This window comes from Aneurinibacillus soli (genome assembly GCF_002355375.1).
In the GTDB taxonomy this organism is placed as follows: domain Bacteria; phylum Bacillota; class Bacilli; order Aneurinibacillales; family Aneurinibacillaceae; genus Aneurinibacillus; species Aneurinibacillus soli.
This window is the reverse complement of record NZ_AP017312.1, coordinates 2,124,228-2,149,079: the sequence shown is the minus strand read 5'-3', so window position 1 is coordinate 2,149,079 and position 24,852 is coordinate 2,124,228. Positions and strand designations below refer to the sequence as shown.

32 protein-coding genes and 1 pseudogene are annotated in these 24,852 nt (G+C 47.2%); 13 read left to right on the top strand and 20 right to left on the bottom strand.

Going from position 1 to position 24,852, the window contains the following annotated elements:
• Positions 1–31: 31 nt before the first annotated feature.
• The 13 genes and pseudogenes from CB4_RS10860 to CB4_RS10805 all read right to left on the bottom strand — a co-directional run bounded on the left by CB4_RS10860 (position 32) and on the right by CB4_RS10805 (position 7,955).
• On the bottom strand, positions 32–937 hold the full coding sequence (locus CB4_RS10860; protein WP_096465815.1) for a TIGR01777 family oxidoreductase: 906 nt from the start codon (positions 935–937) through the stop codon (positions 32–34).
• A 25-nt stretch (positions 938–962) separates the two neighbouring features.
• Entirely contained in the window at positions 963–1,184 is a 222-nt protein-coding gene (locus tag CB4_RS21545; RefSeq protein WP_231955967.1) for a hypothetical protein, read from the bottom strand.
• 108 nt (positions 1,185–1,292) lie between these two features.
• On the bottom strand, positions 1,293–1,529 hold the full coding sequence (locus CB4_RS10855) for a hypothetical protein (RefSeq protein WP_096465814.1): 237 nt from the start codon (positions 1,527–1,529) through the stop codon (positions 1,293–1,295).
• A gap of 212 nt (positions 1,530–1,741) precedes the next feature.
• Positions 1,742–2,290, bottom strand: coding sequence for a nitrous oxide reductase accessory protein NosL (locus CB4_RS10850; RefSeq protein ID WP_096465813.1), 549 nt, complete (start codon positions 2,288–2,290; stop codon positions 1,742–1,744).
• Between the two features lie 233 nt (positions 2,291–2,523).
• On the bottom strand, positions 2,524–2,841 hold the full coding sequence (locus CB4_RS10845) for a putative quinol monooxygenase (protein WP_096465812.1): 318 nt from the start codon (positions 2,839–2,841) through the stop codon (positions 2,524–2,526).
• 30 nt (positions 2,842–2,871) lie between these two features.
• Complete coding sequence (locus CB4_RS10840) at positions 2,872–3,198, bottom strand: EthD family reductase (RefSeq protein ID WP_157737932.1); 327 nt, start codon at positions 3,196–3,198, stop codon at positions 2,872–2,874.
• A gap of 23 nt (positions 3,199–3,221) precedes the next feature.
• The gene (locus tag CB4_RS10835) at positions 3,222–3,677 is read right to left on the bottom strand and encodes a TetR-like C-terminal domain-containing protein (RefSeq protein ID WP_231955966.1); all 456 of its coding nucleotides are present in this window, start codon (positions 3,675–3,677) and stop codon (positions 3,222–3,224) included.
• 553 nt (positions 3,678–4,230) lie between these two features.
• Entirely contained in the window at positions 4,231–4,479 is a 249-nt protein-coding gene (locus tag CB4_RS10830) for an AbrB/MazE/SpoVT family DNA-binding domain-containing protein (RefSeq protein WP_096465809.1), read from the bottom strand.
• A gap of 490 nt (positions 4,480–4,969) precedes the next feature.
• Positions 4,970–5,560, bottom strand: coding sequence for a hypothetical protein (locus tag CB4_RS10825; RefSeq protein WP_096465808.1), 591 nt, complete (start codon positions 5,558–5,560; stop codon positions 4,970–4,972).
• A gap of 92 nt (positions 5,561–5,652) precedes the next feature.
• Positions 5,653–5,790 (bottom strand): annotated as a pseudogene (locus tag CB4_RS10820) (IS1595 family transposase); the annotation flags it as partial.
• A 194-nt stretch (positions 5,791–5,984) separates the two neighbouring features.
• Complete coding sequence (gene nadE / locus CB4_RS10815; protein WP_096465806.1) at positions 5,985–6,815, bottom strand: ammonia-dependent NAD(+) synthetase; 831 nt, start codon at positions 6,813–6,815, stop codon at positions 5,985–5,987.
• 95 nt (positions 6,816–6,910) lie between these two features.
• The gene (locus CB4_RS10810; RefSeq protein ID WP_096465804.1) at positions 6,911–7,597 is read right to left on the bottom strand and encodes a hypothetical protein; all 687 of its coding nucleotides are present in this window, start codon (positions 7,595–7,597) and stop codon (positions 6,911–6,913) included.
• A 19-nt stretch (positions 7,598–7,616) separates the two neighbouring features.
• Positions 7,617–7,955, bottom strand: coding sequence for a DsrE family protein (locus CB4_RS10805; RefSeq protein ID WP_096465803.1), 339 nt, complete (start codon positions 7,953–7,955; stop codon positions 7,617–7,619).
• 109 nt (positions 7,956–8,064) lie between these two features.
• On the opposite strand from CB4_RS10805, the gene CB4_RS10800 reads away from it, so the two are divergent.
• From CB4_RS10800 to CB4_RS10780, 5 genes are all read left to right on the top strand, one after another.
• On the top strand, positions 8,065–10,116 hold the full coding sequence (locus CB4_RS10800; protein ID WP_096465801.1) for an ATP-dependent DNA helicase: 2,052 nt from the start codon (positions 8,065–8,067) through the stop codon (positions 10,114–10,116).
• 38 nt (positions 10,117–10,154) lie between these two features.
• The gene (locus CB4_RS10795) at positions 10,155–11,267 is read left to right on the top strand and encodes an HD domain-containing phosphohydrolase (protein ID WP_096465799.1); all 1,113 of its coding nucleotides are present in this window, start codon (positions 10,155–10,157) and stop codon (positions 11,265–11,267) included.
• 109 nt (positions 11,268–11,376) lie between these two features.
• Complete coding sequence (locus CB4_RS10790; RefSeq protein WP_096465797.1) at positions 11,377–11,664, top strand: hypothetical protein; 288 nt, start codon at positions 11,377–11,379, stop codon at positions 11,662–11,664.
• Between the two features lie 96 nt (positions 11,665–11,760).
• Complete coding sequence (locus CB4_RS10785) at positions 11,761–12,099, top strand: DUF1360 domain-containing protein (protein ID WP_096465795.1); 339 nt, start codon at positions 11,761–11,763, stop codon at positions 12,097–12,099.
• A gap of 88 nt (positions 12,100–12,187) precedes the next feature.
• Entirely contained in the window at positions 12,188–12,451 is a 264-nt protein-coding gene (locus CB4_RS10780) for a hypothetical protein (RefSeq protein ID WP_096465793.1), read from the top strand.
• A gap of 71 nt (positions 12,452–12,522) precedes the next feature.
• On the opposite strand, the gene CB4_RS20970 is transcribed toward CB4_RS10780, so the two are convergent.
• Both CB4_RS20970 and CB4_RS10775 read right to left on the bottom strand, forming a co-directional pair.
• Positions 12,523–12,699 (bottom strand): hypothetical protein, encoded by a 177-nt coding sequence (locus tag CB4_RS20970; RefSeq protein ID WP_157737928.1) that lies wholly within the window; start codon positions 12,697–12,699, stop codon positions 12,523–12,525.
• 145 nt (positions 12,700–12,844) lie between these two features.
• Positions 12,845–13,096: an AbrB/MazE/SpoVT family DNA-binding domain-containing protein gene (locus tag CB4_RS10775; RefSeq protein WP_157737926.1), complete on the bottom strand. Its 252-nt coding sequence runs from the start codon at positions 13,094–13,096 to the stop codon at positions 12,845–12,847.
• A 245-nt stretch (positions 13,097–13,341) separates the two neighbouring features.
• On the opposite strand from CB4_RS10775, the gene CB4_RS10770 reads away from it, so the two are divergent.
• The gene (locus CB4_RS10770) at positions 13,342–13,560 is read left to right on the top strand and encodes a hypothetical protein (protein ID WP_096465791.1); all 219 of its coding nucleotides are present in this window, start codon (positions 13,342–13,344) and stop codon (positions 13,558–13,560) included.
• A gap of 198 nt (positions 13,561–13,758) precedes the next feature.
• A complete protein-coding gene (locus CB4_RS10765; RefSeq protein ID WP_096465789.1) occupies positions 13,759–14,637 on the top strand; it encodes a DMT family transporter in 879 nt (292 codons plus the stop codon).
• Positions 14,638–15,413: 776 nt separating this feature from the next.
• On the opposite strand, the gene CB4_RS10760 is transcribed toward CB4_RS10765, so the two are convergent.
• Together CB4_RS10760 and CB4_RS10755 are read right to left on the bottom strand one after the other, a co-directional pair.
• Positions 15,414–15,830 (bottom strand): hypothetical protein, encoded by a 417-nt coding sequence (locus tag CB4_RS10760; protein WP_096465787.1) that lies wholly within the window; start codon positions 15,828–15,830, stop codon positions 15,414–15,416.
• 99 nt (positions 15,831–15,929) lie between these two features.
• Complete coding sequence (locus tag CB4_RS10755) at positions 15,930–16,844, bottom strand: LysR family transcriptional regulator (protein WP_096467714.1); 915 nt, start codon at positions 16,842–16,844, stop codon at positions 15,930–15,932.
• Between the two features lie 144 nt (positions 16,845–16,988).
• Here CB4_RS10755 and leuC point away from each other — a divergent pair, with 144 nt between their 5' ends.
• Both leuC and leuD read left to right on the top strand, forming a co-directional pair.
• Positions 16,989–18,428: a 3-isopropylmalate dehydratase large subunit gene (leuC, locus tag CB4_RS10750; protein ID WP_096465785.1), complete on the top strand. Its 1,440-nt coding sequence runs from the start codon at positions 16,989–16,991 to the stop codon at positions 18,426–18,428.
• Positions 18,415–19,020 (top strand): 3-isopropylmalate dehydratase small subunit, encoded by a 606-nt coding sequence (leuD, locus tag CB4_RS10745; protein ID WP_096465783.1) that lies wholly within the window; start codon positions 18,415–18,417, stop codon positions 19,018–19,020. The genes leuC and leuD overlap by 14 nt, the downstream gene beginning before the upstream one ends.
• A 323-nt stretch (positions 19,021–19,343) precedes the next feature.
• Here leuD and CB4_RS10740 read toward each other — a convergent pair whose 3' ends face one another.
• Complete coding sequence (locus CB4_RS10740) at positions 19,344–19,682, bottom strand: hypothetical protein (RefSeq protein ID WP_096465781.1); 339 nt, start codon at positions 19,680–19,682, stop codon at positions 19,344–19,346.
• A 202-nt stretch (positions 19,683–19,884) separates the two neighbouring features.
• Between CB4_RS10740 and CB4_RS21535 the strand changes: the two genes are divergently transcribed.
• A complete protein-coding gene (locus CB4_RS21535) occupies positions 19,885–21,606 on the top strand; it encodes an acetate/propionate family kinase (protein ID WP_096465779.1) in 1,722 nt (573 codons plus the stop codon).
• A gap of 49 nt (positions 21,607–21,655) precedes the next feature.
• Here CB4_RS21535 and CB4_RS10730 read toward each other — a convergent pair whose 3' ends face one another.
• Complete coding sequence (locus tag CB4_RS10730) at positions 21,656–22,102, bottom strand: universal stress protein (RefSeq protein WP_096465777.1); 447 nt, start codon at positions 22,100–22,102, stop codon at positions 21,656–21,658.
• A 78-nt stretch (positions 22,103–22,180) separates the two neighbouring features.
• Positions 22,181–22,552 carry a hypothetical protein gene (locus CB4_RS10725; RefSeq protein WP_096465775.1) on the bottom strand — a complete coding sequence of 124 codons (372 nt, stop codon included), beginning with the start codon at positions 22,550–22,552 and terminating at the stop codon, positions 22,181–22,183.
• Positions 22,553–22,741: 189 nt separating this feature from the next.
• Here CB4_RS10725 and CB4_RS10720 point away from each other — a divergent pair, with 189 nt between their 5' ends.
• Genes CB4_RS10720 through CB4_RS10710 form a run of 3 tightly spaced genes read left to right on the top strand, consistent with a single transcriptional unit; the run spans position 22,742 to position 24,495 of the window.
• A complete protein-coding gene (locus CB4_RS10720) occupies positions 22,742–23,413 on the top strand; it encodes a futalosine hydrolase (protein WP_096465773.1) in 672 nt (223 codons plus the stop codon).
• Positions 23,410–24,243: a 1,4-dihydroxy-6-naphtoate synthase gene (locus tag CB4_RS10715; protein WP_096465771.1), complete on the top strand. Its 834-nt coding sequence runs from the start codon at positions 23,410–23,412 to the stop codon at positions 24,241–24,243. The genes CB4_RS10720 and CB4_RS10715 overlap by 4 nt, the downstream gene beginning before the upstream one ends.
• Before the next feature lie 18 nt (positions 24,244–24,261).
• Positions 24,262–24,495 carry a hypothetical protein gene (locus CB4_RS10710; protein WP_096465769.1) on the top strand — a complete coding sequence of 78 codons (234 nt, stop codon included), beginning with the start codon at positions 24,262–24,264 and terminating at the stop codon, positions 24,493–24,495.
• Positions 24,496–24,852: the final 357 nt, after the last annotated feature.

The window sequence follows — 24,852 nt, the reverse complement described above, 5'->3', positions numbered from 1 at the left end:
CTACACGTTGGACAGCTCCAACCGACCAAGCTCACATTTTGCTCACCAAATCCTGCACCGCAAGCTTAACCGATGGATACTTGAACGTAAACCCGGCAGCAAGCGCCCGCGTCGGTGCCACATGCTGACCGCTCAACAAAAGCTCGGCCATTTCGCCGAACAGTAATTTGAGCACAAATGCCGGGACCGGAATCAAATGGGGCCGCCGCAACGCCTGTCCGAGCGCCCTGCCAAATTCGTCATTCGTAACCGGATGTGGCGCAGTCGCATTCACAACTCCGCTCACGTTTTGAGTATGTAAACAAAAATCAAGCAGCCGCACATAATCGTCGATATGAATCCACGACAGCCACTGGCGGCCACTGCCGATCCGCCCGCCTGCAAACAGCTTATATGGTTCTGCCATCTTCGGAAACGCTCCTCCCTCCACACCGAGCACCACTCCCGTGCGGATTTTAACAAGTCGCTCGACCGGAATGCGATCCGCCTCCGCTTCCCACTGTCCGCTCACATGCGCCAGAAAATCACTGCCCGCAGCCAGGCTGTCTTCATCGAACCGCGCTTCATCTGACATGCCGTACACACCGATCGCTGATCCGTTGATCACGACAGACGGCTTCCGGTTCATCTCTTCCACAAGTGCGGCGATTTTTTGTGTCGTATCCACACGCGATAACAAAATGCGCTGCTTACGCTCATTCGTCCAGCGCCCGCTGTGAATCGACTCCCCGGCCATATTTACGATCGCATCCACACCGTCCAGACGATCCGGCTGTGCCGCAAGCTCGTCCCATGTGACGCAATCTGTCAGCGGCAATTCACTCCGCACTTTTGCGCAACTGCGGGAAATGACGGTTACTTGATTCCCTTGCTTTCGCCAATTTTTCACCAGATGCGCTCCAATAAATCCGCTTCCTCCGGCAATTGCAATATGCATGGTTCACTCCTCCTAACCGCACCCCTCATTCTTCCTTCTCTACTATACTATACTCTCCTCCCGACTGCTCTGGTGTAAGAACATGGCGGACAGGACAGCTTTTCGTAATATCGACAACGTGTGGTGGTGAGGGAGTGGGAGAAAGAATAATCCGTTCGCTTCGGTACGCTTGCGGGGAAGCAATGACTGTCCGCTCCGGGAGCCCAGCGAACTCGCTCGCAAAAGAGGACCCACGATGTTGATTCACCGAAGTGTTGCGGGCAAAGGCCCGTTCGCTGTTCTCCCTGCGCTGAGCAGGCGCGTACAGGCGCTCTCTTACTTATCCCTTCTCCCACTCCCCGCACAACGTTTTGGTTTACAAAAAACCACTCGGCGCCAGAATAGATTTGCCCGATCGCGACTGACTTTTTGAAAGGCCGCTTTTTAATTTTTTAGCTGCATGGCAAAGCTCAACCTCTTGATTATGCCTGAGGTTTTTCATCCAAACGGTGTCAGAAGCGGGATCGGGCGGGGCAACGGAACGCCTGTACGCGCCTCCCCAGCGGAAGGGGTCAGGCGAACGGGCTTTTGCCCACAATGCTTCTTCTGACATACATCGCGAGCCCCTTTGTGGGCGAGTTCGCCTGGTACCTGAAGCGGACAGCCCCTACTCCGCAGCGAGCGTACCGAAGTGACGAGGCTCCGCCCGATCCCGCTCCTCCACCACACTTTGGAGAAAACCTACACCAAGAAAACAGAGGCTGCTTGCAAACGTCACGATATCACGTTGCAAGCAGCCTCGGCAGAGCGGATCACTCCGCAGTCCTACATATTCATTTTCTTTTTCATTTCATACTTTTTCTTGGCGATTGCCGTCGCTTCTTCCCACGTCATCAAATTCCCATGAAGCTGCGGGTTTTTCTGCATAAATGTCTGAGCTCTTGCTTTGGAAGCAAATGTAGCAACGCCAAATCCCATTGGTGTCTCGATATCGGCATCAACGAGCACCGCTTTGGAATACGCAACCCATTCTTTTGTGTCATGATCGCGCACCCAGCCTGCTTTCGTCGGCTTACTCTGCAGGCGCTTGAAGTTCAGCATGCAGCCCATGTCATCAAAAAACACGCGTTTGTCATCTGCTGTTACCAATTGTGATGTGAAAGCTCCCATCTTATGATCTTTTGGATAGACAGTCATTTTGCACATTGCGCATTTCTCATCTGCTGCCGGTTCCTGTGGTGCCAATGTGATCTTCGGCGCTACTGTCGACTTTGGTGCTGCATCTACCTGTTGCACAGGTACAGCTGCCACACTAAGCGAAGCACATACACTTACCGCCAATATTAAACTACTAATTTTACGTAATCCCTTCACGATTTGTCCCCCTCACAACTCATATGTACGCTTATCATCGTACGGCAAATTTGTGAAGTATTTTTAGACCACTTATGGGGATTGTTTGAGTTCTTTGTGAAAATAAAATCACAAAAATCCTGGTGTCTGTTTTTTGTGATGCTCTATTCCTTTTTGTATCATGCTCAAAGCCACCTTCGTGAATGTGGTCTTATTTTTTGCTTTGCTACTTCTTTCTCCTTCAGGGTTTGGCTTTAGGCTCTAACACCCCAACCTAACTCATCAGGAAAAACGTTGTCATACTTTACAAATTGGTAAGGCTCAGCGATCAAATCAGTTATAGTAGCCCGCCATTTTTTGAAGTGTTCCGTTTCTCTGTGTTTCAACTGATCTTCAGGTGTATAATATACCTCTACTAACAAAAATTCAGTTAGGTCATCCTGCTGCTGTATAACGTCAAACCTGGCTATCCCTGTCTCATTTAGACTTCTTTCTGCATTCTCAATTGTAGCCTCCTTAAAAGTAGCAATGTGTTCCTCTTTAACCTTAATCGAGACATGAACTATAAACATAACAATCCCATCCCCATCTTTAGCATAGTTTTACACAGGTTTATCTTCTTGGATAGTTACTTCCTCAACAAAGACGTCTGGATTACCATCATAATAGTTTGCAACGTCGTTTTGTAAATCTTTAAGTTTCGGATTAGAAAAGAATTCGTCCAATTGCTTCTGAGAATGGAAGTGTAAGCTGAATGAAAACTGATAGGGTGGGACTGATCCATCTGCAGATGTTACAAACTTTTTTACCTCATACTTACATACACCCATTTTGAAAACTTCACTTTTAACCAAAGGAATATGATGCTTGTAATAATAATCTTCGTTAAATGCAATACCCTGTTTGTAATAAAACGATAATACGATCATTTCACACATCTCTCCTTCATTTATTATGAAACCAAGATTTCTACGATATGCTGAACAAACTCATCATCTAATGGTGCATGACGGTTTAAAAGTCTATACCAAATAGCACCATAACAAAAATCAGATAGAACATTCAGATTTTTACAGTCATTTATTTCCCCCTGCTCTATTCCTCTTTTAAGTATAGAGATGAGTGCCTCTCTGCGTGTAGAGATGAATTCTTTATCAAGCAGTAAAGAGAACTCATCATCAAATTGAGCCTCAGCTATAAGGGCCGCAATAATTTTCCCTGTTGATCCGTTGAGCAGCCTGCAAGTATTTCCGATGTACTCCAATAAATCCTGCTTAACAGAACCGAGTTCAGGAACTGGAATTTCTAATTGACACCGTTCTCTCACAGCCTCCAGTACAATGGATGCTTTGTTTGGCCACCAGCGATAAAGTGTTTGCTTTCCTGCTCCTGCAGTTTTCGCGATCAATACGATTATAAAATTTGGAATTTATATATCAGCCTGTACAACCGACACAAAATTACACTGTGCCAATTCAAAGGAAGTAGCTCCCATGCAAAGGTTGTGATTTGTGATATTCAACTTGCAAAAGCCTGTATACATCTTCATAAAACCAAAACGTATCTAACCGAGTAACAGCAATAGGTTGAGGATAATTCCCAAACCAAAAAATAGTTAGGAAATCTGAAAGGAAGTCTATACCAAATAAACAAGCCTGACATACTACCCTATAAGGGAATATATCAGGTTTTCTTTATATAGGTTTTGATAATGTCAGTTGGTAATTTCGAATTATTATTTCATTTCCATACTATAGAGGCTCCCAATACAATAGAAATTATAAAAAGTACAAAAATCGTACTTATAAACCATATAATAACCTTTTTCATCTGACCCTCTCCTTTTTACTTATTTTAGCAAATATAGGAGGGGGGCGCATCCGATAATTTGTATTATACAAAAATAAAAGCCTGATACACTATCCATAAGGGATGATGATGTCAGGCTTTTTTATTATATTCTACGCTTTTACTTTAGCCAATTCATCTTGGCAGCTCTTGCACACTAATTTACCTTTGAAGGATGTCACGCCTTCTACAGAATCACAGAATACGCATGCTGGTTGGTATTTTCGTAAAATTACCTTCTCCCCTTCGACAAAAATCTCCAAACCGTCTTTTTCTACAATCCCCATTGTTCGTCGCAATTCAATTGGGAGCACCACACGCCCCAGCTCGTCCACCTTACGTACAACACCAGTAGCTTTCATCCGCTATCCCCCATTTCCTTGTTTTGTTATTTTTATCATATATCACAAAACAAATGGAATAAAGTGCAAATAATACATATGTGCAGAAAGTCAGCAGGATAAAAAGTATCATTTTGTCGAAAATTGTCTATTATTTTTCGCAGTCCTATAAAACTGCATAATCAGGGAGGAATTATCATATTTAAGAAAGTTTCCTCAATGCTCGTAGTCACAGCTCTTCTCGCTGCAACAGTAGTAATTGGCCATTCAGATGCAAGAAGTAGTTAAAAAAGAAGTAGCGCAAAATCTTCCCTAATGCCTTTCCTGCGATCCTGGCTGTATCTATTGATTTCAAAGAAAACTAAAACAGCTATCTTTAAAAAGGCTGTGTTAAATGTTAATGTTGATATTTTGATGAAATATAGGAGAACCTCTATTTACAAAGGTTCTCCCAATCTTCTTAAACCAATGCCCCTGTTAGTTGTGTAAGTCACATAAAATTAATTGTCTATTATTTCCCTACCAAATGATATAAGTCCATTTCCCAAACATTTTTCTCTTTCTTTAGTCCGTAAATCATGACTTCTGTTATACTTCCATAAATAATTTTGATTTGAACCGCAACGTCTTCCTTTTTCCTTGTTTTCTCATCTACTGAAATTGAATCATAAAATCTATATTTCAAATAGTTGTCAGTCAAATGCTGCGACAAATACTGATCGTATTTGTTTTCAAATGTAGCAAGAGATGGAAGTTGCCCATTATCATAAGTCAGTAGATATATTTTATCAACATCCTGTCTCAATACTAAGTTCATATATATTAAGACAATCTGTTCTGGTGTGAAATCTGTTAAGTGAGTAACATCGCCATCTTTTAGAAATTGGTTGTACTTTTCTACTTTATCGTTTGGTAATTGTTCAAGATAGGTAAAGTCATGTTCTCTACCAATAGAAGTATTTACTGGACTATTTTTTTCAGTTTTCTTTTGATTAACCTCAGCTTCGCTTTTTATCTCTTTTCCACTCGTTTTATTAAATGAAGTACATCCAGCTGTTACTAAAAAAACACCTAATAAAATTATTGCGAATATTTCCCTCAATTCAGCTCCCCCTTTTTTAATGAATTTATCATAAATTTACATATTATGTAGTGAATTTACATAATTGATTTTTTCCATCCCATTATTTAACCTTAAACGTTGAATTTTGACAGGCGTAAACTATTGTAAGTATTCGTAATTTCAAAAACAAACGATGTTAGTAGAAATTCTTTGATGTTGTATTTTGTACTTTCGTTACTGCGGCTATCAACAAATAAGAGCCATGCAAGAATGCCATGTTGCCCTTTTTGAGAGTACAAGAAATAGGTCTCGTCAACTTCAACGAAACAGAGAAAAACATGGTTAGAGAGATCTGCCGGACTGTCAACATTAATCCTGCTGACTTTCAACTGTAACTTCAAATCAATGAGTCAAAAAAAAGGAAAGCAGCTTTCGCTAAAAAGCTGCTTTCCTTCTTTCTCTCCTACTTCCACCAGTTATCAAATGGCGATACCGGAAGCGTACGCTTGTGACGCGTAATCAGGAACCTCCGCTCGATTTTCTCCGCAATCTCTGCTGGCACTTCTCTGCCTTCGAGATAGTCATCAATATTCTCATATGAGAAGCCAAGCGCTGCTTCATCCGGGACAAGCGGCTTGTTATCTTCCAGATCTGCTGTTGGAACCTTCAGATAGATACGCTCGTCCGCACCGAGCTCTTGCAACAACTGGCGTCCCTGGCGCTTATTCAGCCCGGTCAGCGGCACAACATCACACGCACCATCCCCATGCTTCGTAAAGAAACCTGTCAGTGCTTCCGCCGCATGATCCGTTCCGATCACAAGCAACTTATAATGCGCTCCCAGATCATACTGCACTTTCATCCGTTCACGCGCCTTCACATTCCCTTTGAGGAAGTCAGACAGTTGTTCGCCTGTCGCATCCACAAACGCCCGTACAGACGCATCAACCGCCTCCTTAATATTAACAGACACCGAACGGTCCGGCTGAATAAAATCAAGCGCCCGCTGTGCGTCCTCTTCATCCTGCTGCACACCGTACGGCAGGCGCACCGCCATGAACGTATACGTCTCGTCTCCCGTCTCTGTGCGCAGCTCTTCCATCGCAAGCTGTGCCAGACGACCTGCCAGTGAGGAATCTTGTCCACCAGAAATCCCCAACACATATCCTTTCATGCCGCCTTTTACGACATACTGCTTTAGAAAATCAATTCGCTTCCGAATCTCTTCCGCCGGATTCACCTCCGGACAGACACATAATTCATCGATAATTTGCTGTTGTAATGCATGAGCCATCGTGCTGTCTCATCCTTTCTTTCCATAAGTCATACTCTCATTTCAGTATAACCTTTTTCCTACGACAATCTAAGTTCTTGTCGATTTCTTACTGCCTATCCCCTACTGACCTGCTGTGCAAGCAGAGAATACGCCAGCTGCACCGGGGTTAGTCCCTGTTCATGCGCACGCTGTACCAAACGCTGTCCGACCAAAGAATCGTGAAAAAAATCACGTAGCACAAATACATACCCGTGATATTTATGATAGCCCGGCTGTTCTGTTCCGTACAGCAGGCGACCAATCGACGGAGTCCAGACCGGAAACAGCCCCGGACACATATAATGAAGCAGCTGCGTTGTCTCGGCAAGTGTATACTCCCAATGACCATTCTCATGTAGCACCCGGTCCGCAAGCTCCAAAAACGTCCGCAACAGAATCGGAAACGTAGAATTAGACGCCGCAAAAATGCGCTCTTCATAATGACGCCCCTCATCTTCTGCGCTGCGCCATTCCCGGTATACATCTGTCTCGATCTGACTTAAATCCCATTCGCCAAACATCTCTTCCAACTCTGCGAGAAAAACAAGGGCACGCCGATCTGGTGACATCAGGGGCTCACTGCCGTCTGACAGACAGGCAAGCCGCTCGCACCAGGAGGATACTGACAATTCCTCTCGTGTAGCCGCAAACACATTGGCCGCACGGTCATCACCTACACCCCTTATTCCAGCTGCACTCTCCACCACTTGAGCGGTTATGTATTGTTCTATTTTTTTACGCGCATATCCATAATGTGGCATCTATCTCTCCCCCCACCCTCTATGAAATGGTAATTACTTCATACTCATCGGCCAGCTCGAGAAAAACCGGCATCCCAGAAATTTCTCCAGCCAAAAGTTCGTCTGCCACGCCGTAATAATCGACACATGTTTTGCAGGCCAACACCCGAACGCCTGCTGCTTCTAATTCCTTCATATGTACCGATACGAGCGAACGCGCCGTTAGCGTTAACACGCCCCGATTCATACAGAAGATAGCAGCCGGTTTTTCATCCCGCTGCTTCAAAAGCGTAACAAATGTCTCCAACACCATCTCCCCTAATTCGGTCTCCCCTTTACCGAATGTATCCGCTGTAAGCAAAATCACTTTGTTTTTCATGGAACATTCCTCCTTTTCCTCATCTTAGCATAAGTTCATCAGGAACATAGCATTTCCTGCTCTCCTTCAAATATGATACCCTTAAAAGAAAACGCAAGGATATTCTTTCATGGCTAGATACTCTAAAACATTACATCGAATCTTCAAGCGGGATGGTATTCTATCCCGACATCTTCCTCACTACCAGCCGCGACGTGCGCAGTTCGATATGGCGAACACGGTGCTCGACTGCCTGCTTCACGATACACACGGTCTGATCGAAGCGGGAACCGGAACCGGCAAATCGTTCGGCTATGCGCTGCCAGCTGCCTGGTGGGCGCTAAAGCGAGAGAAGCGCGTGATTATTTCCACGAATACAATCACACTCCAACAGCAATTACTAGAGAAAGAACTCCCGATGGTCAAAAAAGTACTGGCCACACTCGACCGGGAGCTCACAGACGATTTCCGCTTCGAGCTGGCCAAAGGACGCGGCAACTACATATGCAAGCGACGGCTCCAAGAAACACTGCAGGCTTCGCTCTCTGCCGAGATGACAGACGGTCCTGTGCTACGCAAGCTTGCCGATGCGCTACCAGGCCTTACGAAAGGCGATCGGGACGATGTGCCATTCCCGCTTCCATCCTCGCTATTTGCAGTCATTCAGGGTGACGGAGAAGACTGCATGGGCAAGAACAGTCCGTTCTTCAAAGAATGCTTCATTCAGAACGCGCGCAAAAAGCTCCAGGATGCACAGGTTATTGTCGTCAACCATGCGCTGTTTTTTACGGATCTGCTGCTCAGACGGCAAGGGGCAAGCATCCTGCCAAACTACGATGCGGTCATTATGGATGAAGCACACCGGGTAGAAGATCAGGTGACGAACCAGTTCACCTACCATATTAGCCTTGAGGAAATTAACCAGCTGTTCTATCGCTTCTTGCGTCGACGCACACCGTGGGCACGTGAACTCGATGCACCGGAATTGCACCAGCAGATGGAAGCACTGCGCGCCCGGATAATCGTACGGCTGACCGAGATTTTTGCGCCACTTGCCCGTGCGCTCGCAGAACGTCCACAGAACGAATATTTGCTCAAGCGCCGGATTTCAGACCCGGATGAACTGAAACCGTTATTTAAGGAATGGAAGCATGCCTTTATCGATAAACGCAAGGAACTCGAACTCGCGGAAGGAGAAAGTGAAGCGATCATTGGCTTACGCCGCTATATTACGCAGATCGAACAGATGGAGCAGATGGTATGGCACATCCTGGCCAATGCCTTCCCGACAGAATGGGCGACCTGGGTCTCGTATGAAGAACCGAAAGATGCGCCGGATCTTCTCGTACGTGATGATTTCGCCTGGGCGGTGACCCTACATCTGTATTCTGCTCCGATTGATGTAAGCGGGATTTTGCGACAGGAACTGTTCAACGAAAAAACCGTGATCATGACATCCGCTACGCTGACAACGCAAGGTGATTTTTCATTTGTCGCAAACCGCATGGGCATAGATGACTATAAATCAATGGAAACACCAAGTCCGTTCAACTATGAGAAGCAGGCCATGCTACTTGTACCTGAGAACGTTCCGGCCCCGACAGACGCGGAATTCGAGCCGTTTCTTGCAGCTGCGATGAAAGAGATCGTCTCAGCTACTAGAGGGCGAACGTTTCTTTTGTTTACTTCGTACAGCCAGATGAATCGGGTGTACGAAGGGATGAAGCCATGGCTCGCGAAATATAATCTTACAGGAATTCTCCACCGCCCTGAGTTATCACGAGATGCGATGCTTGCACAGTTCCGCTCCGGCAAAAATCATGTACTATTCGGCTGTGAGTCGTTCTGGGAAGGCGTCGATGTGCCAGGCGATGATCTCGTCTGTGTCGTCATCGCCAAGCTGCCATTCCCCGTGCCAAGCGACCCACTTACACAGGCACGGACGAAGCGACTTGAGACAATGAACAAGAACAGCTTCCACGAGTATATGCTGCCGTTCTCCATTCTTCGGCTGAAACAGGGCTTTGGTCGCCTCATCCGAACACGCCGTGATAAGGGCATGGTTATTATTCTCGATACGCGCCTGTTGACCAAACCGTATGGCGCACGCGTTCTTGACAGTCTACCACCTGCGAAGTTGACGCGCAGCATGGATGATCTACATGCTTTCTTTGCACGATGATCGTATGGTTATGATAGATAATGTAGAGGAGAGAAACGATGAACGATTTAGTCGCGCCTACCCCTGAGCAACTGCTGCATACGATTTTTGGGTATGCAGCACGCATTGCCAATGAAAAAAGTCTGCATCGGCTTCTCACGCTTATGGCCGATATGGGCAAAGACATGATCATCGCTGACCGATGCACCATCTGGCTGTTTGACCAGGAGAAGCAAGAATTGTGGACAACCGTCGCACATGGTGTCCGTGATATTCGTATGCCCGCCAGAAGCGGTCTGGTCGGGCATGCGATTCAAAAAGGGAAACCCCTTATCATTGACGATGCGTACGATAGCCCTCATTTCAATCCGAAGGTTGACCAGCAGACTGGCTACCGCACGAAAGCCATGCTTGTGATCCCAATCAAAAACAGTGAAGACGTCGTCATCGGCGCCTATCAGGCCATCAACAAGCTGAACGGCAAGGCTGTTTTTACGGCTACTGACCTAGCCTACCTCACACTAGCGGCTTCCTATAGCGGCAAATCACTCGAAGCGGCGATGCTGCATAAAGAAATCGAAGACACACAGCGTGAAATCTTATTTCGCATGGGAGAGATCGGGGAATCCCGCTCTAAAGAAACCGGGCAGCATGTTAAGCGTGTCGCCGAATACTCCCGGCTGCTTGCCCTGCGGTATGGACTCTCCGAACAGGGGGCCGAACTGATTCAGATGGCTTCCCCGATGCACGATATCGGCAAAGTGGCCATTCCCGATTCGATTCTTCATAAGCCAAGCAAGCTGACAGCAGAAGAGTATGACACGATGAAATCACACACCGAGATCGGATACAATCTGCTGAACAATTCCAGCCGCAGACTCGTGCGAGCTGCCGCTATCATTGCCCGTGAGCACCATGAAAAATGGGATGGCACCGGCTACCCAAGAGGACTTTGTGGCGAGGATATTCACATCTATGGCCGCATTACGGCACTGGCTGATGTATTTGATGCGCTCGGCAGTGATCGCGTATACAAAAAAGCGTGGCCTATCGAACGCATTCTTGGTTTGTTCCGCGAGGAGAGCGGACGGCATTTTGATCCATCCCTTGTCGATGTATTTCTCCATCATCTGGATGAATTCCTAGCGATTCGCGATCGCTACCGAGAATAGACCCGTACCAACTATAAAACACCGTCTCCCCTCCCCCGTCCCCTGCATATACTGTCAATAACCGATTCCTTCTTTGATAGGAACATCCAGCTGACAGGAGTGGCACGTTATGTGGGTAGTCGAGAATTTCCGCCCCTTCCATCCGATATACGGACGGGGGAAACGCTACAAGACCGGCACACGATTCATCTGGGAAGTGGCCAACGTCCTTCCAGGCGGCAACATTATGTTTCGCTTCACGACGATTGACGGCAGAAGCCAGTGTCTGATTACGATGCGTGAACTTGACCATTTCGTAGAAGTATCGGAAGATGTGCTACAACAACTCATGGACGAATATCGCAAGCTACAGGAGCGTAAAAAAAAGGACCCACCGGATACTCCGGGCGAATCTTGATCGCCTAACAAAGGCTGACATGTTCCTGCACTTTCCACCTCTCTTCGCGCATACAATACAGCAAGACTTCTGTTTGCGACAGAAAGGGGGAGCTTCATGTTCACATTATCTTGGCTTCATCTCGCTGTGCTTATTCTTGCTGCCTTCCGTCTAACTCACCTGCTTGTATTTGATGAGATTACAGCCTTCATTCGCCGTCCTTTTCTTACGATTCATGAGGAGACGGATGAAAATGGCCAGACCACCCACTTCGCTGAGCCAAAGGGGACGGGCATCCGCCGCTTTATCGGTTCTCTCCTACGTTGCTTCTGGTGTACCGGTGTCTGGGTATCAGCCGGCGTCGTTGCGCTGTATGCACTCGTACCTGCCGCCTTCCCTCTGCTGCTCGTATTCGCCATCGCCGGAGCTGCCGCTATTCTAGAAACCCGCGTCTAAAAATGTGTACTCGCCTTCCGCTTCTGCGGATACAGCACGTACACCCACCGAATACATTAGGAGAAAGATAACCCTGAGGTGATGAACGGTGGGCGACGAAACCCCGAACAAGATCATCCCGTTTGAAAGCTTAAAGCGGCGAAGTCTTCCAAAAGTATACACCTCTCCCCATGATGATCTCGTAAATTTGCTGCTTGATTACCAGCAACAGTGCCACGAATTATTCGACTTATGCATTACATCCCGTGTACTGCTTGTAGAGTACCGCGATCGCTGTATACGCCTGCAGCAGCAGGTAGAGCATGAACGGGCACTTCGGCGCGCACTCGAATCCAAAGGGAAGCGGAGATAATCCTGCTTCCTTTTACATCTTGTACGGCTACAGACAACACGAAAAAAGTCCGGGGAAGCTCCTCGGACCTGTTATGATTTGTTTTTTCGCTTACCACAGCCGCAGTCTTTCGGACGCGATGTACCGTACACTTTCTTCTGATGCTGCGCCTCCGCCGAATGATAACTTTTCATGCCTGGATAAGAAGCCTTACCCGGATAGTTTTTATTAGTAGCGGAATGCGAATCGTAGTAGACACGATCTTGCATGCTTGTCACTCCAACCTTTCTGATTTTCTAGTATATGCTACAATATGCAAGACATACAAAAATGGTGCGACAATCCTAGTAGCATACCAGCACAAAGAAGGAGCCCTCCTATAACCATACAGGAGAGCTCCTTCTTACTGTACAACTAGTCCATTTCTTTTAGGTTATCCAAGCATTTGCCGCAAATATTACGCCCGCGGTAATGGTTAATTTCTTCCGCCGAGTCGCAAAAGATGCACGCTGGTGCATAGCGCTTCAAAATAATTTTCTCATCATCCACAAAAATTTCCAATCCATCTTTTTCTGCAATTCCGAGGTTACGGCGCAACTCGATTGGAATCACCACACGTCCAAGTTCATCTACTTTTCGTACTACACCTGTCGCTTTCATTGCCATTTTTATTTCCTCCTTATTATGTTCTTATACGAACTGTTTTCTTACTTAAATTCTATCAAGTCTACAATTATTTAACAGTGCAAATATTGCATGTAATTGGAAATTACCCCTTTTACTTGCACATTTACCTTTTTGTTATTTAGCCCTTTTCTCGCATTGCACACAATTTCTACGTATGTAATGATAGTTTTGTGTTATATAACTTACAGGAATTTGCTCGTGGTCGTTCCTATAGGAGGAATAGTATGTTTAAAACATTACGAAACTTATTCAAACCTTCAGCCAGACCCAATACGGACTCGATTGCTATTTTTCTTGACCGAAATGATTTTCGCCTGCATGCTATGCAGCAACGTTTAGAAGAACACGGGATACATGTGACATACGTGAAGCAAACAGCCTTATACGTCCACCCGGATCAGGTGGACGAAGCCAAACACATCGTCGCAACCTGGGTAAACTAACAGCAACTTTCTCTATTTCCTATCTCCTCCTTGTTTGCTAGACTGAAAGAAAAACAAGTGAGGTGTTCCTATGCTGTTTTCTTCACTTTTTGAAAACGATCAGCCTGTTCTCCGTTTCTAGACAGACGGGGAGCGACTCTTACATTCCCCGTCTGTGGATTCACATTGATTCCATACTACGGACGGAGGATACTGTATATGAATTCATCATGGATCGGCGCGATTTGCCTATCACTCGCCGCAAGCATCTGGGGCGGGATGTATGTAGTAAGCAAAGTTGTACTCGATTTTGTTCCGCCACTAACGCTTGTGTGGTTGCGGTATGCCATTGCGTTTTTTATTCTACTGGCTCTGCTGCGCATGAAAGAACGCTCACGCCCTGTGTTAACCGGACGTGACTGGTTACTATTTGCCTGGATTGGCTTTATCGGGTACTTCGTTTCCATTTCGTTGCAGTTTATCGGCACGAAGCTGTCCAATGCCCACATGGGAGCGCTGCTTACATCTGCCTCACCCGCTTTTATGATTTTGTTTGCCCGCTTCGTGCTTCGTGAAGCAATAACGTCGCGTAAAGTCATCGCTCTTTTGTTGTCGACAGCCGGTGTGCTTGTTATCGTAGGCCTGGGGGAGACAGGAGGAAGTTTCACAGGCAATGCCGCATTGCTCGGCGCGGCCGTTACATGGGCGCTTATGTCGGTATATGTCCGCAAAGCATCTATCCACCACTCTTCTCTTGCGATTACTACGTATAGCATTTTGTTCGGCTGGCTGTTCACCACGCCATTCATGGCAGGAGAATGGCTGTCCGGCAGTCGCCCGGACGTAAGCGATCCGCTTGTACTTGCGGGTATTTTATATCTCGGTATCGTCTCCACGGCAGGCGCATTCTTTCTATGGAACAAAGGCTTGGAACTTGTGAGTGCCGGATATGCATCCCTGTTTTTCTTCTTTCAGCCGGTTGTCGGCGCCTTACTCGGCTGGCTTCTGTTGAATGAACACCTCAGTATGGCGTTTCTTGCAGGTGGAATTTGTATTGCCGCAGGCATTCTGATTGCCGCGCGGGAGGAACGGGCATGACACAAAACAAAAGCTTGATGTTGAACTAACGAAACGCAGGAGGCTGTCTCAAGCGCTGCAACACGGCGACTGAGGCAGTCTCTTTTTTCTTAGTGTGGGGTTTCTCCAAAGTGTGGTGGAGGAGCGGGATCGGGCGGGGCCTCGTCACTTCGGTACGCTTACGGAGACGTAGTAACTGTCCGCTCCAGGTGCCAGACGAACTCGCCCACAAAAGGGGCCCACGATGTATGTACACCGAAGCATTGTGGGCAAAAGCCCGTTCGTCTGCCCCCTTCCGCTAAGGAGTCGCGTACAGGCGTTCCATTGCCCCGCCCGATCCCGCTCCTGGCACAATTTGTGTGAAAACCTTCAAGCATAATCAAGAGGCTGAGCTTTGCTATGCAGATAAAAAATAAGGAAGCCGTCTTTCAAAAAGCCAGTCGCGATTGATCAAATCCACTCTGGTGTCGAGTGGATTTTTGTAAACCGAAACGTTGTGCGGGGAGTGGGAGAAGGGAGGCGCAAGAGAGCGCCTTTACGCGATTGCACAGCGGAGGGAGAACGGTGAACGAGCCTTTGCCCGCAATGCTTCGGTGAATCAACATCGTGGGCTTTTTCTTTGCGGGCACGTTCACCGTTCTCCTGGAGCGGACAGTCCCAGCTTCTCTGCAAGCGTAACCAAGCGAACGGCTCCTCCCTTCTCCCACTCCCTCACCACCAAACGTTGTCGTTACCACAAAAAAAGCCATCCCGCTCGCCATATTCTGGCTTCTGGAACAGCTTTCTTCTTACTCGTACTAGAACGGCTTGGTCATCATCATAACCCCAATACAGCCAATAAGGAACACGGAAAAAATCCCAACACATACGTTTTGAAACCGCAGTGATTTAAGCTCCTTATCCGCGAATACTTTGCGACTTTCTGCCACTTCGGCCAGGCCACGCATAAGAAAGCGCTTAAGCAAGTAAAATACAAATGTATATAAGAGCATCGAAACAATAAGCCACCACTGCAGTAAAAATGCGAATGATGTAACAAAGAAAAAAGCCAGTCCAGTTGCCCAGAGCAGAACATCGGCGACAATGTCCCACTTACGATAGGCGGTATACAGGCGGCGCACCTGTTCCACAGTTTTGAGACGCGGTATGAAGAACAGAATGGCGAGCTTGGATACTACCGCAACGAGATGAAGCGTCAGTACAGCGTAAAACAAAGCTTGTCACCCTTCCTACTTTTCTTCTATTCTACTATGAGTACATATCAAACTTCTACCTAAAATTGTTTATGGTATTATTTGATGTTTGGCCCGACTCTACTCGTCCACTTCTTCCATACGCACAGCCTGAAGTACATCCCGAGCTGTATCCAAAAACGCCTGCGCCGCCCGTGAACGGTAGCGTCCGCGCCGAAAGGCCAGTACGAGCGTGCGGTACGGGCGCGGCTCTGTCAGCCGTACATACGCAGGTCCGGTATGATTGCGCGGGTACTTGTGCGCGAGCAGACGCGGCACGAATGCTGCGCCCATCCCTGCGGCCACAAGCGACTGCACCGTCTCAATGTTACTGCTCTCGAACACGATCTGGGGCGCAAATCCTGCTTCCATACACCAACGCTCTACGACTTGCCGGAAGCCCTGCCCTTTTTTCAGCATAATGAATGGCTCCTCATCAAGCTCCCGCATCTTCACTTCCCGCCTACCCGCCAGCTTGTGAGCAGGCGGAACAGCCAGGCAAATCTCCTCATCGAGCAGCTCTTCCCATTCCAGGTTCGCATCTTGCACCGGAAGCGTCAGCAGACTCATCTCTGCCGTGCCGCGTGCGGTCAACTGTTCAAGCGAACGCGTCGCCTCCTCGACTAAGCGTACGTCAATGCCCGGATACCGCTTTGCAAACTCCGGCAGCAAAAGCGGCAAAATATGTGCACCTGTCATCGGCAAACTGCCGAGCGTAAGCCCACCTTTCGTAAGGGCAGCTACATCCTGCATTTCCTTACGCAACTGCTCCACCCCGTCTAGAATGTTCAACGCCGAAGTAAAAAAACGCGCACCCGCATCCGTTAACCGAACCGAACTCGTTGATCGCTCAAACAATATGACATCTAACTCTTTTTCCAGCTTCGCAATCTGCTGGCTGAGGGAAGGCTGGGCTAAGTGTAACTTCTCAGCCGCCTTCGAAAAGCTCTTTTCCTCCGCAATCGTAACGGCGTACAACAATTGGCGCAATTCCACTTCTACATTCTTCCCTTCCTCTTTATAGGTGTTACCTATGGAATATATAAATATTATATCTTTGAACATTTTATTTTTCTATGTTAAAACTTATATAAAGATTCAAAAAAGTCACGACAAACAAACAAAAAAGGGGAGAGATGAATGCAACCTCGCACTTTGTTTCAAAAAATCTGGGATAACCACGTTATCTCCGCAGAAGAAAATAAGCCAAGTCTGTTATATATTGATCTCCAGCTCGTACACGAAGTAACATCACCACAAGCATTTGAAGGGCTTCGCATTACAGGTCGTAAAGTCCGTCGCCCGGACCGTACATTCGCAACGATTGACCACAACGTACCGACTACAGACCGCTCGTTGCCAATCGCTGATCCGATCTCCAAACAACAGATCGAGACGCTCAACCAGAACTGTGCAGAATTCGGCGTTACTCTGTTCGGTCTCGACAGCAAAGAACAAGGTGTTGTCCACGTTATGGGACCTGAGCTGGGCTTGACTCATCCGGGTAAAACCATCGTATGCGGCGACAGCCATACATCGACACACGGTGCATTCGGCGCACTCGCATTCGGCATCGGCACAAGCGAAGTCGAGCACGTACTCGCTACCCAGTGTCTGCAACAACAAAAACCAAAAACACTCGAAGTTCACGTAGACGGTCCACTGCCACTCGGCGTAACTGCAAAAGACTTGATCCTTGCGATCATCGCTAAATGGGGTACCGATTTTGCGACAGGCTATGTCATTGAGTACACAGGGGAAGCGATTCGCAACCTGACAATGGAAGAGCGCATGACCGTTTGTAACATGTCCATCGAAGCAGGCGCTCGCGCTGGCCTGATCGCACCGGATGAAACAACGTTTGCCTACCTTGAAGGCCGCCGCTATGCACCACAAGGCGAAGAGTGGGACAAAGCACTGGCTGCATGGAAAGAACTTCGCACAGACGAAGGCGCTGAGTACGACCGCCGCGTTGTAATCGAAGCCGCTTCCATCGAACCACAAGTAACATGGGGCACAAGCCCGGGCATGGGAACCGGCGTTACAGGCGTTGTTCCAGCTCCAGAAGATTTCGAAAATATCAATGACCGCAAAGCAGCAGAAAATGCGATTGCATACATGGGCATTGCACCACACACACCGATCACTGAAATTGAAATCGACCGTGTATTCATTGGCTCCTGTACGAATGGTCGCATCGAAGATTTACGTGCGGCTGCCAAAATTGCGAACGGCTATAAAGTAGCATCAACCGTAAATGCAATCGTCGTACCGGGTTCAGGTATGGTAAAAGAACAAGCAGAAGCAGAAGGTCTGCATCACATCTTTACTGCCGCAGGTTTTGAATGGCGCGAGCCAGGCTGCAGTATGTGTCTGGCAATGAATCCGGACGTTCTCTCACCAGGCGAGCGTTGTGCTTCTACATCGAACCGCAACTTCGAAGGACGCCAGGGACGCGGCGGACGCACGCACCTTGTTAGCCCTGAAATGGCTGTCGCTGCTGCAATCGCGGGACGTTTCGTTGATGTCCGCAACTGGGAAGTAAAAGAAACGGAGGTAAACGCACATGGAACCATTTAAATCAGTCACAAGCGTGGTTTCTCCACTCGACCGCGTAAACGTAGATACAGACGCTATCATTCCAAAACAATTCTTAAAACGCATTGAACGCACTGGCTTTGGTCAGTTCCTGTTTTATGAATGGCGTTTTGACGAGCAAGAAAATGTTAACCCGGACTTCGAGCTGAACAAGCCGCGCTATTCCGGATCGCAAATTTTGATCGCACGCAACAACTTCGGCTGCGGCTCCTCTCGTGAGCACGCTCCGTGGGCACTGCTCGACTACGGCTTCAAAGTCGTAATCGCACCGTCATTTGCGGATATTTTCCATAATAACTGCTTCAAAAATGGCATTCTGCCGATCGTACTGCCAGAAGAAACTGTAGATCAGCTGTTCAAAAACACAGCAACAGAAGGCTACGAGCTGACTGTTGACCTTGAAGCGAACACCATCAGCGACAAAAGTGGCCTCGTGATTCCGTTTGAAGTGAACGACTATCGCCGCCACTGCCTGCTGAACGGTCTGGATGATATCGGCATCACACTTCAACAAGAAGACAAAATCGCTGCGTATGAAGCAACTTATCCAAGCTACTACCAAACACAGGCATAGTATGTATACTAACTAGAAAAAAGGCGTTCTACTTCTAAGAGGTAGAGCGTCTTTTTCGTATGGATATCAAAACACTGTCCTGTCACACTGTACCGTCCTAAATTTATGACCAGTCATATGACATCCGTCACTACGTATAATCAGTATTTTGTACTACAATAAGAACTATCAGCAAGAACGAGTTCGGCCTTTTTCCTCATCTGCCTGCCCCGGCATCTACCCATACTACTGGCCATCGTTCTTGGATACATCCCTTCATAACTGTAATGAAAGTACTAAAAAAGCCAGAGCAACTCCTCATGCTCTGGCTTTTTTTAGTGGAATTATCGTCCCTGATAGCCTGAGCCTGGATACGGATACAGTGCCGGATATGGTTGTTGATATGGCTGCGGATATGGTTGTTGATATGGTTGTTGATATAGCACGTACTGCGACTGCGACTGTTTATTGTTGAACAGGAACGGTATTAAGAACAAAAACGGCAGAATCGGCCAAAATCCACCTCGTTCGTCATAGTAACCATAATGACCGTAATAATTGTGTGCGACCGGCTGCACCGCATATGGATATGGCGCTACTTGCTTACTCATCTCTTCCCTCGCGTCCACTGACTCCTCTACTCTCTCTTCCACTAGCTCCGTCGTCAGCTCGTTTTCTTCCATTATGATTCTCCCCACTTTCCCATGTAGTGTAATGCTTCCCTACCACATTATGTTACGGGCGGGCAAGTGTCCCGACTCGCGGAGAAAATGGGCGTTTTCAACAAGGAAAACAAAACCTTAACAGGAAGTTCATTGAATGTTGTATGATTTTTACATATCATAGAATATGAGAAAGAAAAGAGAGAAAAGGAGTGTAGGCATCATGAAAGTTCCAGTAGGGATTTCTAATCGACATGTACACCTATCACGTGAGCACCTTGATATTTTATTCGGAGAAGGCTACCAATTAACGAAAACAAAAGATTTAAAACAAACCGGACAATTCGCCGCAGAAGAAACCGTTAATATTAAAGGACCGAAAGGAAAAATTCATCATGTCCGTATTCTCGGTCCAGAACGAAAACAGACACAGGTGGAGATCTCAAAAACGGACGGCTACGTACTAGGCGTCAACCCTCCTATTCGGGACTCAGGCGATTTAGTAGAAACACCTGGTGTAACCATTATCGGGCCAAAAGGCGAGGTGACCCTCCAGGAAGGATTAATCCTCGCAGCACGTCATATCCACATGGATGAAACAGATGCCGCGAAAATCGGGGTAAAAGATAAAGAACTCGTCAGCGTACGAGTGGATGGAGAACGTTCGTTAATTCTTGAGAACGTACTGTGCCGGGTTAACAAAAATTTTGTGCTCGAATTTCACGTCGATACCGATGAAGGAAACGCATCCGGGGTGAAAAACGGAGACTTTGTCGAAATTATCAAAATCGATTCCTATCATGAAGTCGAAATCATAGAAGAAAAAACGATCCTCCTTTTTAATTGCGGCAGCTCTTCGATTAAGTACAAGTTATACATCATGCCGAACAAGCAATTGCTTGATTCCGGTGTGATCGAAAATATTAAATTAGAAGACTACGAACATGCCCTGTCTACCATTGCACAAAACGTGCAGAAGTATCCGATCGATGTGATTGCACACCGGGTCGTACACGGGGGAGAAGAATTCGCAAAATCAGTTCGGATTGATGAGACGGTAAAAGCCACCATTAAAAAACTAACTCCATTTGCCCCGCTGCACAACCCGGTGAATTTAGCAGGCATTGAATGGTCAGAAAAGCTGTTTCCTGGCATACCGCAGGTGGCGATTTTTGATACTGCGTTTCACCAGACGATGCCCCCTGCCTCGTTTATTTATCCGATCCCGTATGAATATTATGAGAACTATAAAATTCGCAAATACGGCTTCCATGGTTCTAGCCACCGTTACGTGATGGAACGGGCGGAAGTATTAATGGAGCTTCCAAAAGAAAAACTGCGTCTTATTAGCTGCCATATTGGGAACGGCGTATCCTTGACCGCCATCCGATACGGGGTGTCCTATGACACTACAATGGGTTTCACGCCGATCTCCGGGGTAAGCATGGGCACACGCAGCGGAAATATTGATCCGGGCATTATTCCGTATCTCGCTGAGATTGAACAGACCGATATATCCGGGGTAGTCGATGGGATTTTGAATAAGCAAAGTGGATTGTTGGGCCTCTCTGGCAAGTCCAATGACATTCGAGACGTTCTCCAGGGAGTCAGAGAAGGAGACGAACGTTGCAAGCTGGCAATTGATAATTTCACGAAAAATATTCATTCTTATATTGGCCAGTATTTAGCCCGATTACACGGAGTAGATGGCATTATTTTCACCGCTGGGATTGGTGAGAACAGCGCAGAAATTCGCGATCGCATTTGCAGCGGGTTTGAATATGCGGGTGTTGTCATCGATCAGGACGCGAACTATCACGCGAAAGGGGAACGTTTTATTAGTAGCCGATTCTCCCCGATCAAAGTCATGGTTATTCCGACGAACGAAGAATTAATCATGGCTCGCGATGCCTATCAGCTTGTAACGGAAATGGTGAGCGTCTAAAATAAGCCGGGGTCCCTCTCATCAAGGGACTCCGGCTTTATTCGTACGATTATTTTACAATCAGCACCGGACATTCTGCTAGTTGCGATACTTTATGGCTAACACTGCCGAGCATCACTTCTTTTAACCCGCTTAAGCCTCGATTTCCGATGACAATCAAATCTGTGTTGTTTTCTTTCGCAAATGTCACAATTTGACGCGCCGGATCGCCTGTTATGTAATGCGTGGCAGTGGCTAAACCTTGAGATTCAGCCTTCTCCTTTGCTTTATTTAGCAACGCTTGCCCTTCTTTTTCTATCGCTTTACTCACATCTTCATACGTTTGCTGTGCAATATATCCCGATCCCACAAAAGCATAGGACGATACGAGTACGTCTTTGCCGATGTGCAGCACGTTTACTTCTGCTTTTTGTTCTTTCCCAATTACGAGTGCTGCCTCTAATGCTTTTTCTCCCATTTCAGATCCGTCAATGGCTACTACAATTTTTTGAAACATACGTTTCTCCTCCCGGCCATGTCAAATATTTCAGTACTTTTCTATTATACACCATAATTCGTATCTGCTTATGCTACATCATTGCATGCCCCCGTTTTTCCCCACAATCTGCAATGCAGCATGATGCTTGCTTTCTTCCACAACGACCGTTAGTAAAATATCCCGGCCTGTTGTATCATCCTGTCCCCCGTCACTCATCCCGCTTGCTCCAACATCCGCCGCTAACAGGATGCCTGCATTTCGATCCGTCACATCTGCACCCAGTGTCACATCAGCGAGAGAAGACATGTTTCCCGTAATCGGGTTCATTACACGCTCAATACCATCTCCCGGAAATCGGGAAATACGGTCGATCTGCATATCAATCGTTCCAAGTGCCTGTAGTTCTGCCTTCGCTTTCTCTGCTTCTTCTGGACTTTTAAAATACGCAAGTATGTTTTTTTCACTCATTCTAATCCCTCCTTTGTTATTTTGTTATTTTCCATGAGTACCTGTTTTTTTATACAAAAGCAAACTGTTGTATGCACATACGTATGTTTGGTTCTCCCATAGACTTTCTTCCTTTATTACGGTAAGTTTGAATGAGAGCGTTTTTTATATAGCCGAACAGATCGGAGCCAATAAGAAAGGATTATCGTAATGAATGTAGATAGACGAACAAAATCAGCACAGCGCATACTGATTATGACCTCTGTCTCAGCAGAGAGAGATGCGATATTGCGCGGACTTCACGGGAACAGTACGTTCGACGTCCGAGTAGGCGGCGTCGGTCTCGCGTCGGCCGCAGCAAGTACCGCAACCGCGCTCGCAACCACTTCCTACAGCTTAGTTATAAACATGGGCATCGCGGGTGGATTCGTCGGACAGGCTGAGATCGGATCGCTCGTCGTAGCGAATGAGATTATCGCTGCTGATCTGGGGTCACAAACACCCGACGGCTTCATAAGCATTGATGAGCTAGGCTTCGGCTCAGCCCGTGTTCCAGTTGACACCCGCATGGTAGCCCAGGTAGTAGAAGCACTACAAGCTGCGGGATTCCCAACCACAACCGGACCGATCCTTACCGTATCGACCACGACCGGAACTGCAGCAACTGCCCAGGAGCTCGCCGCACGAGTGCCCGGGGCTGCCGCCGAAGGCATGGAAGGATACGGCGTAGCGACCGCAGCTCACCAGCATGGTATACCTGTCTTAGAAATCCGCGCCATCTCGAATCCAGTCGGTCCACGTGACCGGGATGCTTGGCGCATTAAAGAAGCTTTACAAATGCTTGAATCAGCCAGTTCAGTCTTATTGGAGGTTTTATCATGAATATCGCTTTTTCACCTTGTCCAAATGACACCTTTGTGTTTCACGCCTGGGTACACGGACTTGTGTCCGGTGCGCCAGAGCTTGACGTTACATACGCGGATATTGATATTACGAACCGTTTAGCTGCCAGCTCTACCGGACCGGACGTGCTCAAAATTTCGTACGCGGCTCTTCCGTGGGTGCTATCGGAGTACGCACTGCTCCCATGCGGCGGGGCACTTGGCCGGGGCTGTGGTCCACTCGTTCTGACAAAAGACGGTAGCCATGATCCTGCTGCTCTCTCCGGTCTGCGGGTTGCTGTACCGAGTGAGCGGTCAACTGCCTATCTGCTTTTCCGATTGTGGGCTGCGCAAAATGTGCCCGGCGGTGTGGGCGAGATTGTTGTGATGCCGTTTAATGAGATTATGCCTGCTGTGCGCGATGGTTTGATTGATGCCGGGTTGGTTATTCATGAAGCCCGTTTTACGTATCCTGAATATGGGCTGAATTTGCTTGTTGATTTGGGAAATTGGTGGGAAGCGGATACCGGTCTGCCGATCCCGCTTGGAGCGATTATTGCTCGTCGTTCGATGGATTTGGAGTCACTTACGAACTGGGTTCGTGCTTCGGTGAAGTATGCGTGGGCACATCCTGAGGTATCGAAGGAGTATGTGATGCAGCATGCGCAGGAGTTGTCACCTGAAGTGGCCAAGGCGCATATTGATTTGTATGTGAATTCGTTTACTGGAGATTTAGGGGAAGATGGGTATGCGGCTGTAGAGGCTTTGCTTGGGCGGGCTGCCAAAGAAGGACTTGTGCCAGAAGTGGATTTGGGGTTGTTGCGCCGCTAATCTAGTTGTGGGATCATAATGCAGATTCAATGCCAAAAGATAGGCTTTATGGTTGGTGGAATTACTAAGTTTGGTGGCGGAGCGGAGAAGGAAGAAGCCAGTCACTTGGTTACGCTTGGCAAAGATGTAGAGACTGGCCGCTCCAGGGGGCCTGCGAACTCGCCCACAAAAGAGGAAGCAGGGATGTTTCTCGATGAGGTGTTGTGGGCAAAAGCCCGTTCGCCTGCCCCCTTCCGCTGGGTAGTCGCGTAAAGACGTTCCTTACTCCTCCCTTCTCCGCTTCCGACAAGCTTTGTTCCAGTCAGCCATCAAGCGTAAGTTTTGGCGTTGAGAAATGATTTTTTAGATTAATACATAGTAATAAGGCTCTTACGGTGTTGTTTGGTCAACATCTGTAAGAGCCTTGTTTTTTATCTCCACTATTATATTCATCAATGATGCCACACATTTCGTATTTGTTGAGCAAACATCTATGCCGATTCCTTCTTTTATTTTATAATGATCCAATTCTCGTTTTTCTGTAAATTCAAGACATACTGTGAAATTTACGTTACTTTCGTTTCTTGATCTAGATATTTTACTGAAACTTTCACATTCACTTTACCATCT

Excerpts from the sequence above, each read along its gene's own strand:
- CB4_RS10805 (WP_096465803.1), bottom strand. The coding sequence starts at position 7,955 with ATGAAAAACAAAGTGATTTTGCTTACAGCGGATACATTCGGTAAAGGG.
- CB4_RS10725 (WP_096465775.1), bottom strand. The coding sequence starts at position 22,552 with ATGAGTGAAAAAAACATACTTGCGTATTTTAAAAGTCCAGAAGAAGCA.
- CB4_RS10840 (WP_157737932.1), bottom strand. The coding sequence starts at position 3,198 with ATGATCGTATTATCGTTTTATTACAAACAGGGTATTGCATTTAACGAA.
- CB4_RS10855 (WP_096465814.1), bottom strand. The coding sequence starts at position 1,529 with ATGTCAGAAGAAGCATTGTGGGCAAAAGCCCGTTCGCCTGACCCCTTC.
- CB4_RS10740 (WP_096465781.1), bottom strand. The coding sequence starts at position 19,682 with ATGGAAGAAAACGAGCTGACGACGGAGCTAGTGGAAGAGAGAGTAGAG.
- CB4_RS20970 (WP_157737928.1), bottom strand. The coding sequence starts at position 12,699 with ATGCAAGATCGTGTCTACTACGATTCGCATTCCGCTACTAATAAAAAC.
- CB4_RS21535 (WP_096465779.1), top strand. The coding sequence starts at position 19,885 with ATGAAAGTTCCAGTAGGGATTTCTAATCGACATGTACACCTATCACGT.
- CB4_RS10790 (WP_096465797.1), top strand. The coding sequence starts at position 11,377 with ATGTGGGTAGTCGAGAATTTCCGCCCCTTCCATCCGATATACGGACGG.
- leuC (WP_096465785.1), top strand. The coding sequence starts at position 16,989 with ATGCAACCTCGCACTTTGTTTCAAAAAATCTGGGATAACCACGTTATC.
- CB4_RS10765 (WP_096465789.1), top strand. The coding sequence starts at position 13,759 with ATGAATTCATCATGGATCGGCGCGATTTGCCTATCACTCGCCGCAAGC.
- CB4_RS10860 (WP_096465815.1), bottom strand. The coding sequence starts at position 937 with ATGCATATTGCAATTGCCGGAGGAAGCGGATTTATTGGAGCGCATCTG.
- CB4_RS10830 (WP_096465809.1), bottom strand. The coding sequence starts at position 4,479 with ATGAAAGCTACTGGTGTTGTACGTAAGGTGGACGAGCTGGGGCGTGTG.
- CB4_RS10775 (WP_157737926.1), bottom strand. The coding sequence starts at position 13,096 with ATGGCAATGAAAGCGACAGGTGTAGTACGAAAAGTAGATGAACTTGGA.
- CB4_RS10710 (WP_096465769.1), top strand. The coding sequence starts at position 24,262 with ATGCAGATTCAATGCCAAAAGATAGGCTTTATGGTTGGTGGAATTACT.
- CB4_RS10795 (WP_096465799.1), top strand. The coding sequence starts at position 10,155 with ATGAACGATTTAGTCGCGCCTACCCCTGAGCAACTGCTGCATACGATT.
- CB4_RS10720 (WP_096465773.1), top strand. The coding sequence starts at position 22,742 with ATGAATGTAGATAGACGAACAAAATCAGCACAGCGCATACTGATTATG.
- CB4_RS10785 (WP_096465795.1), top strand. The coding sequence starts at position 11,761 with ATGTTCACATTATCTTGGCTTCATCTCGCTGTGCTTATTCTTGCTGCC.
- CB4_RS10810 (WP_096465804.1), bottom strand. The coding sequence starts at position 7,597 with ATGCCACATTATGGATATGCGCGTAAAAAAATAGAACAATACATAACC.
- CB4_RS10800 (WP_096465801.1), top strand. The coding sequence starts at position 8,065 with ATGGCTAGATACTCTAAAACATTACATCGAATCTTCAAGCGGGATGGT.
- nadE (WP_096465806.1), bottom strand. The coding sequence starts at position 6,815 with ATGGCTCATGCATTACAACAGCAAATTATCGATGAATTATGTGTCTGT.
- CB4_RS10845 (WP_096465812.1), bottom strand. The coding sequence starts at position 2,841 with ATGTTTATAGTTCATGTCTCGATTAAGGTTAAAGAGGAACACATTGCT.
- leuD (WP_096465783.1), top strand. The coding sequence starts at position 18,415 with ATGGAACCATTTAAATCAGTCACAAGCGTGGTTTCTCCACTCGACCGC.
- CB4_RS10715 (WP_096465771.1), top strand. The coding sequence starts at position 23,410 with ATGAATATCGCTTTTTCACCTTGTCCAAATGACACCTTTGTGTTTCAC.
- CB4_RS10770 (WP_096465791.1), top strand. The coding sequence starts at position 13,342 with ATGTTTAAAACATTACGAAACTTATTCAAACCTTCAGCCAGACCCAAT.
- CB4_RS10730 (WP_096465777.1), bottom strand. The coding sequence starts at position 22,102 with ATGTTTCAAAAAATTGTAGTAGCCATTGACGGATCTGAAATGGGAGAA.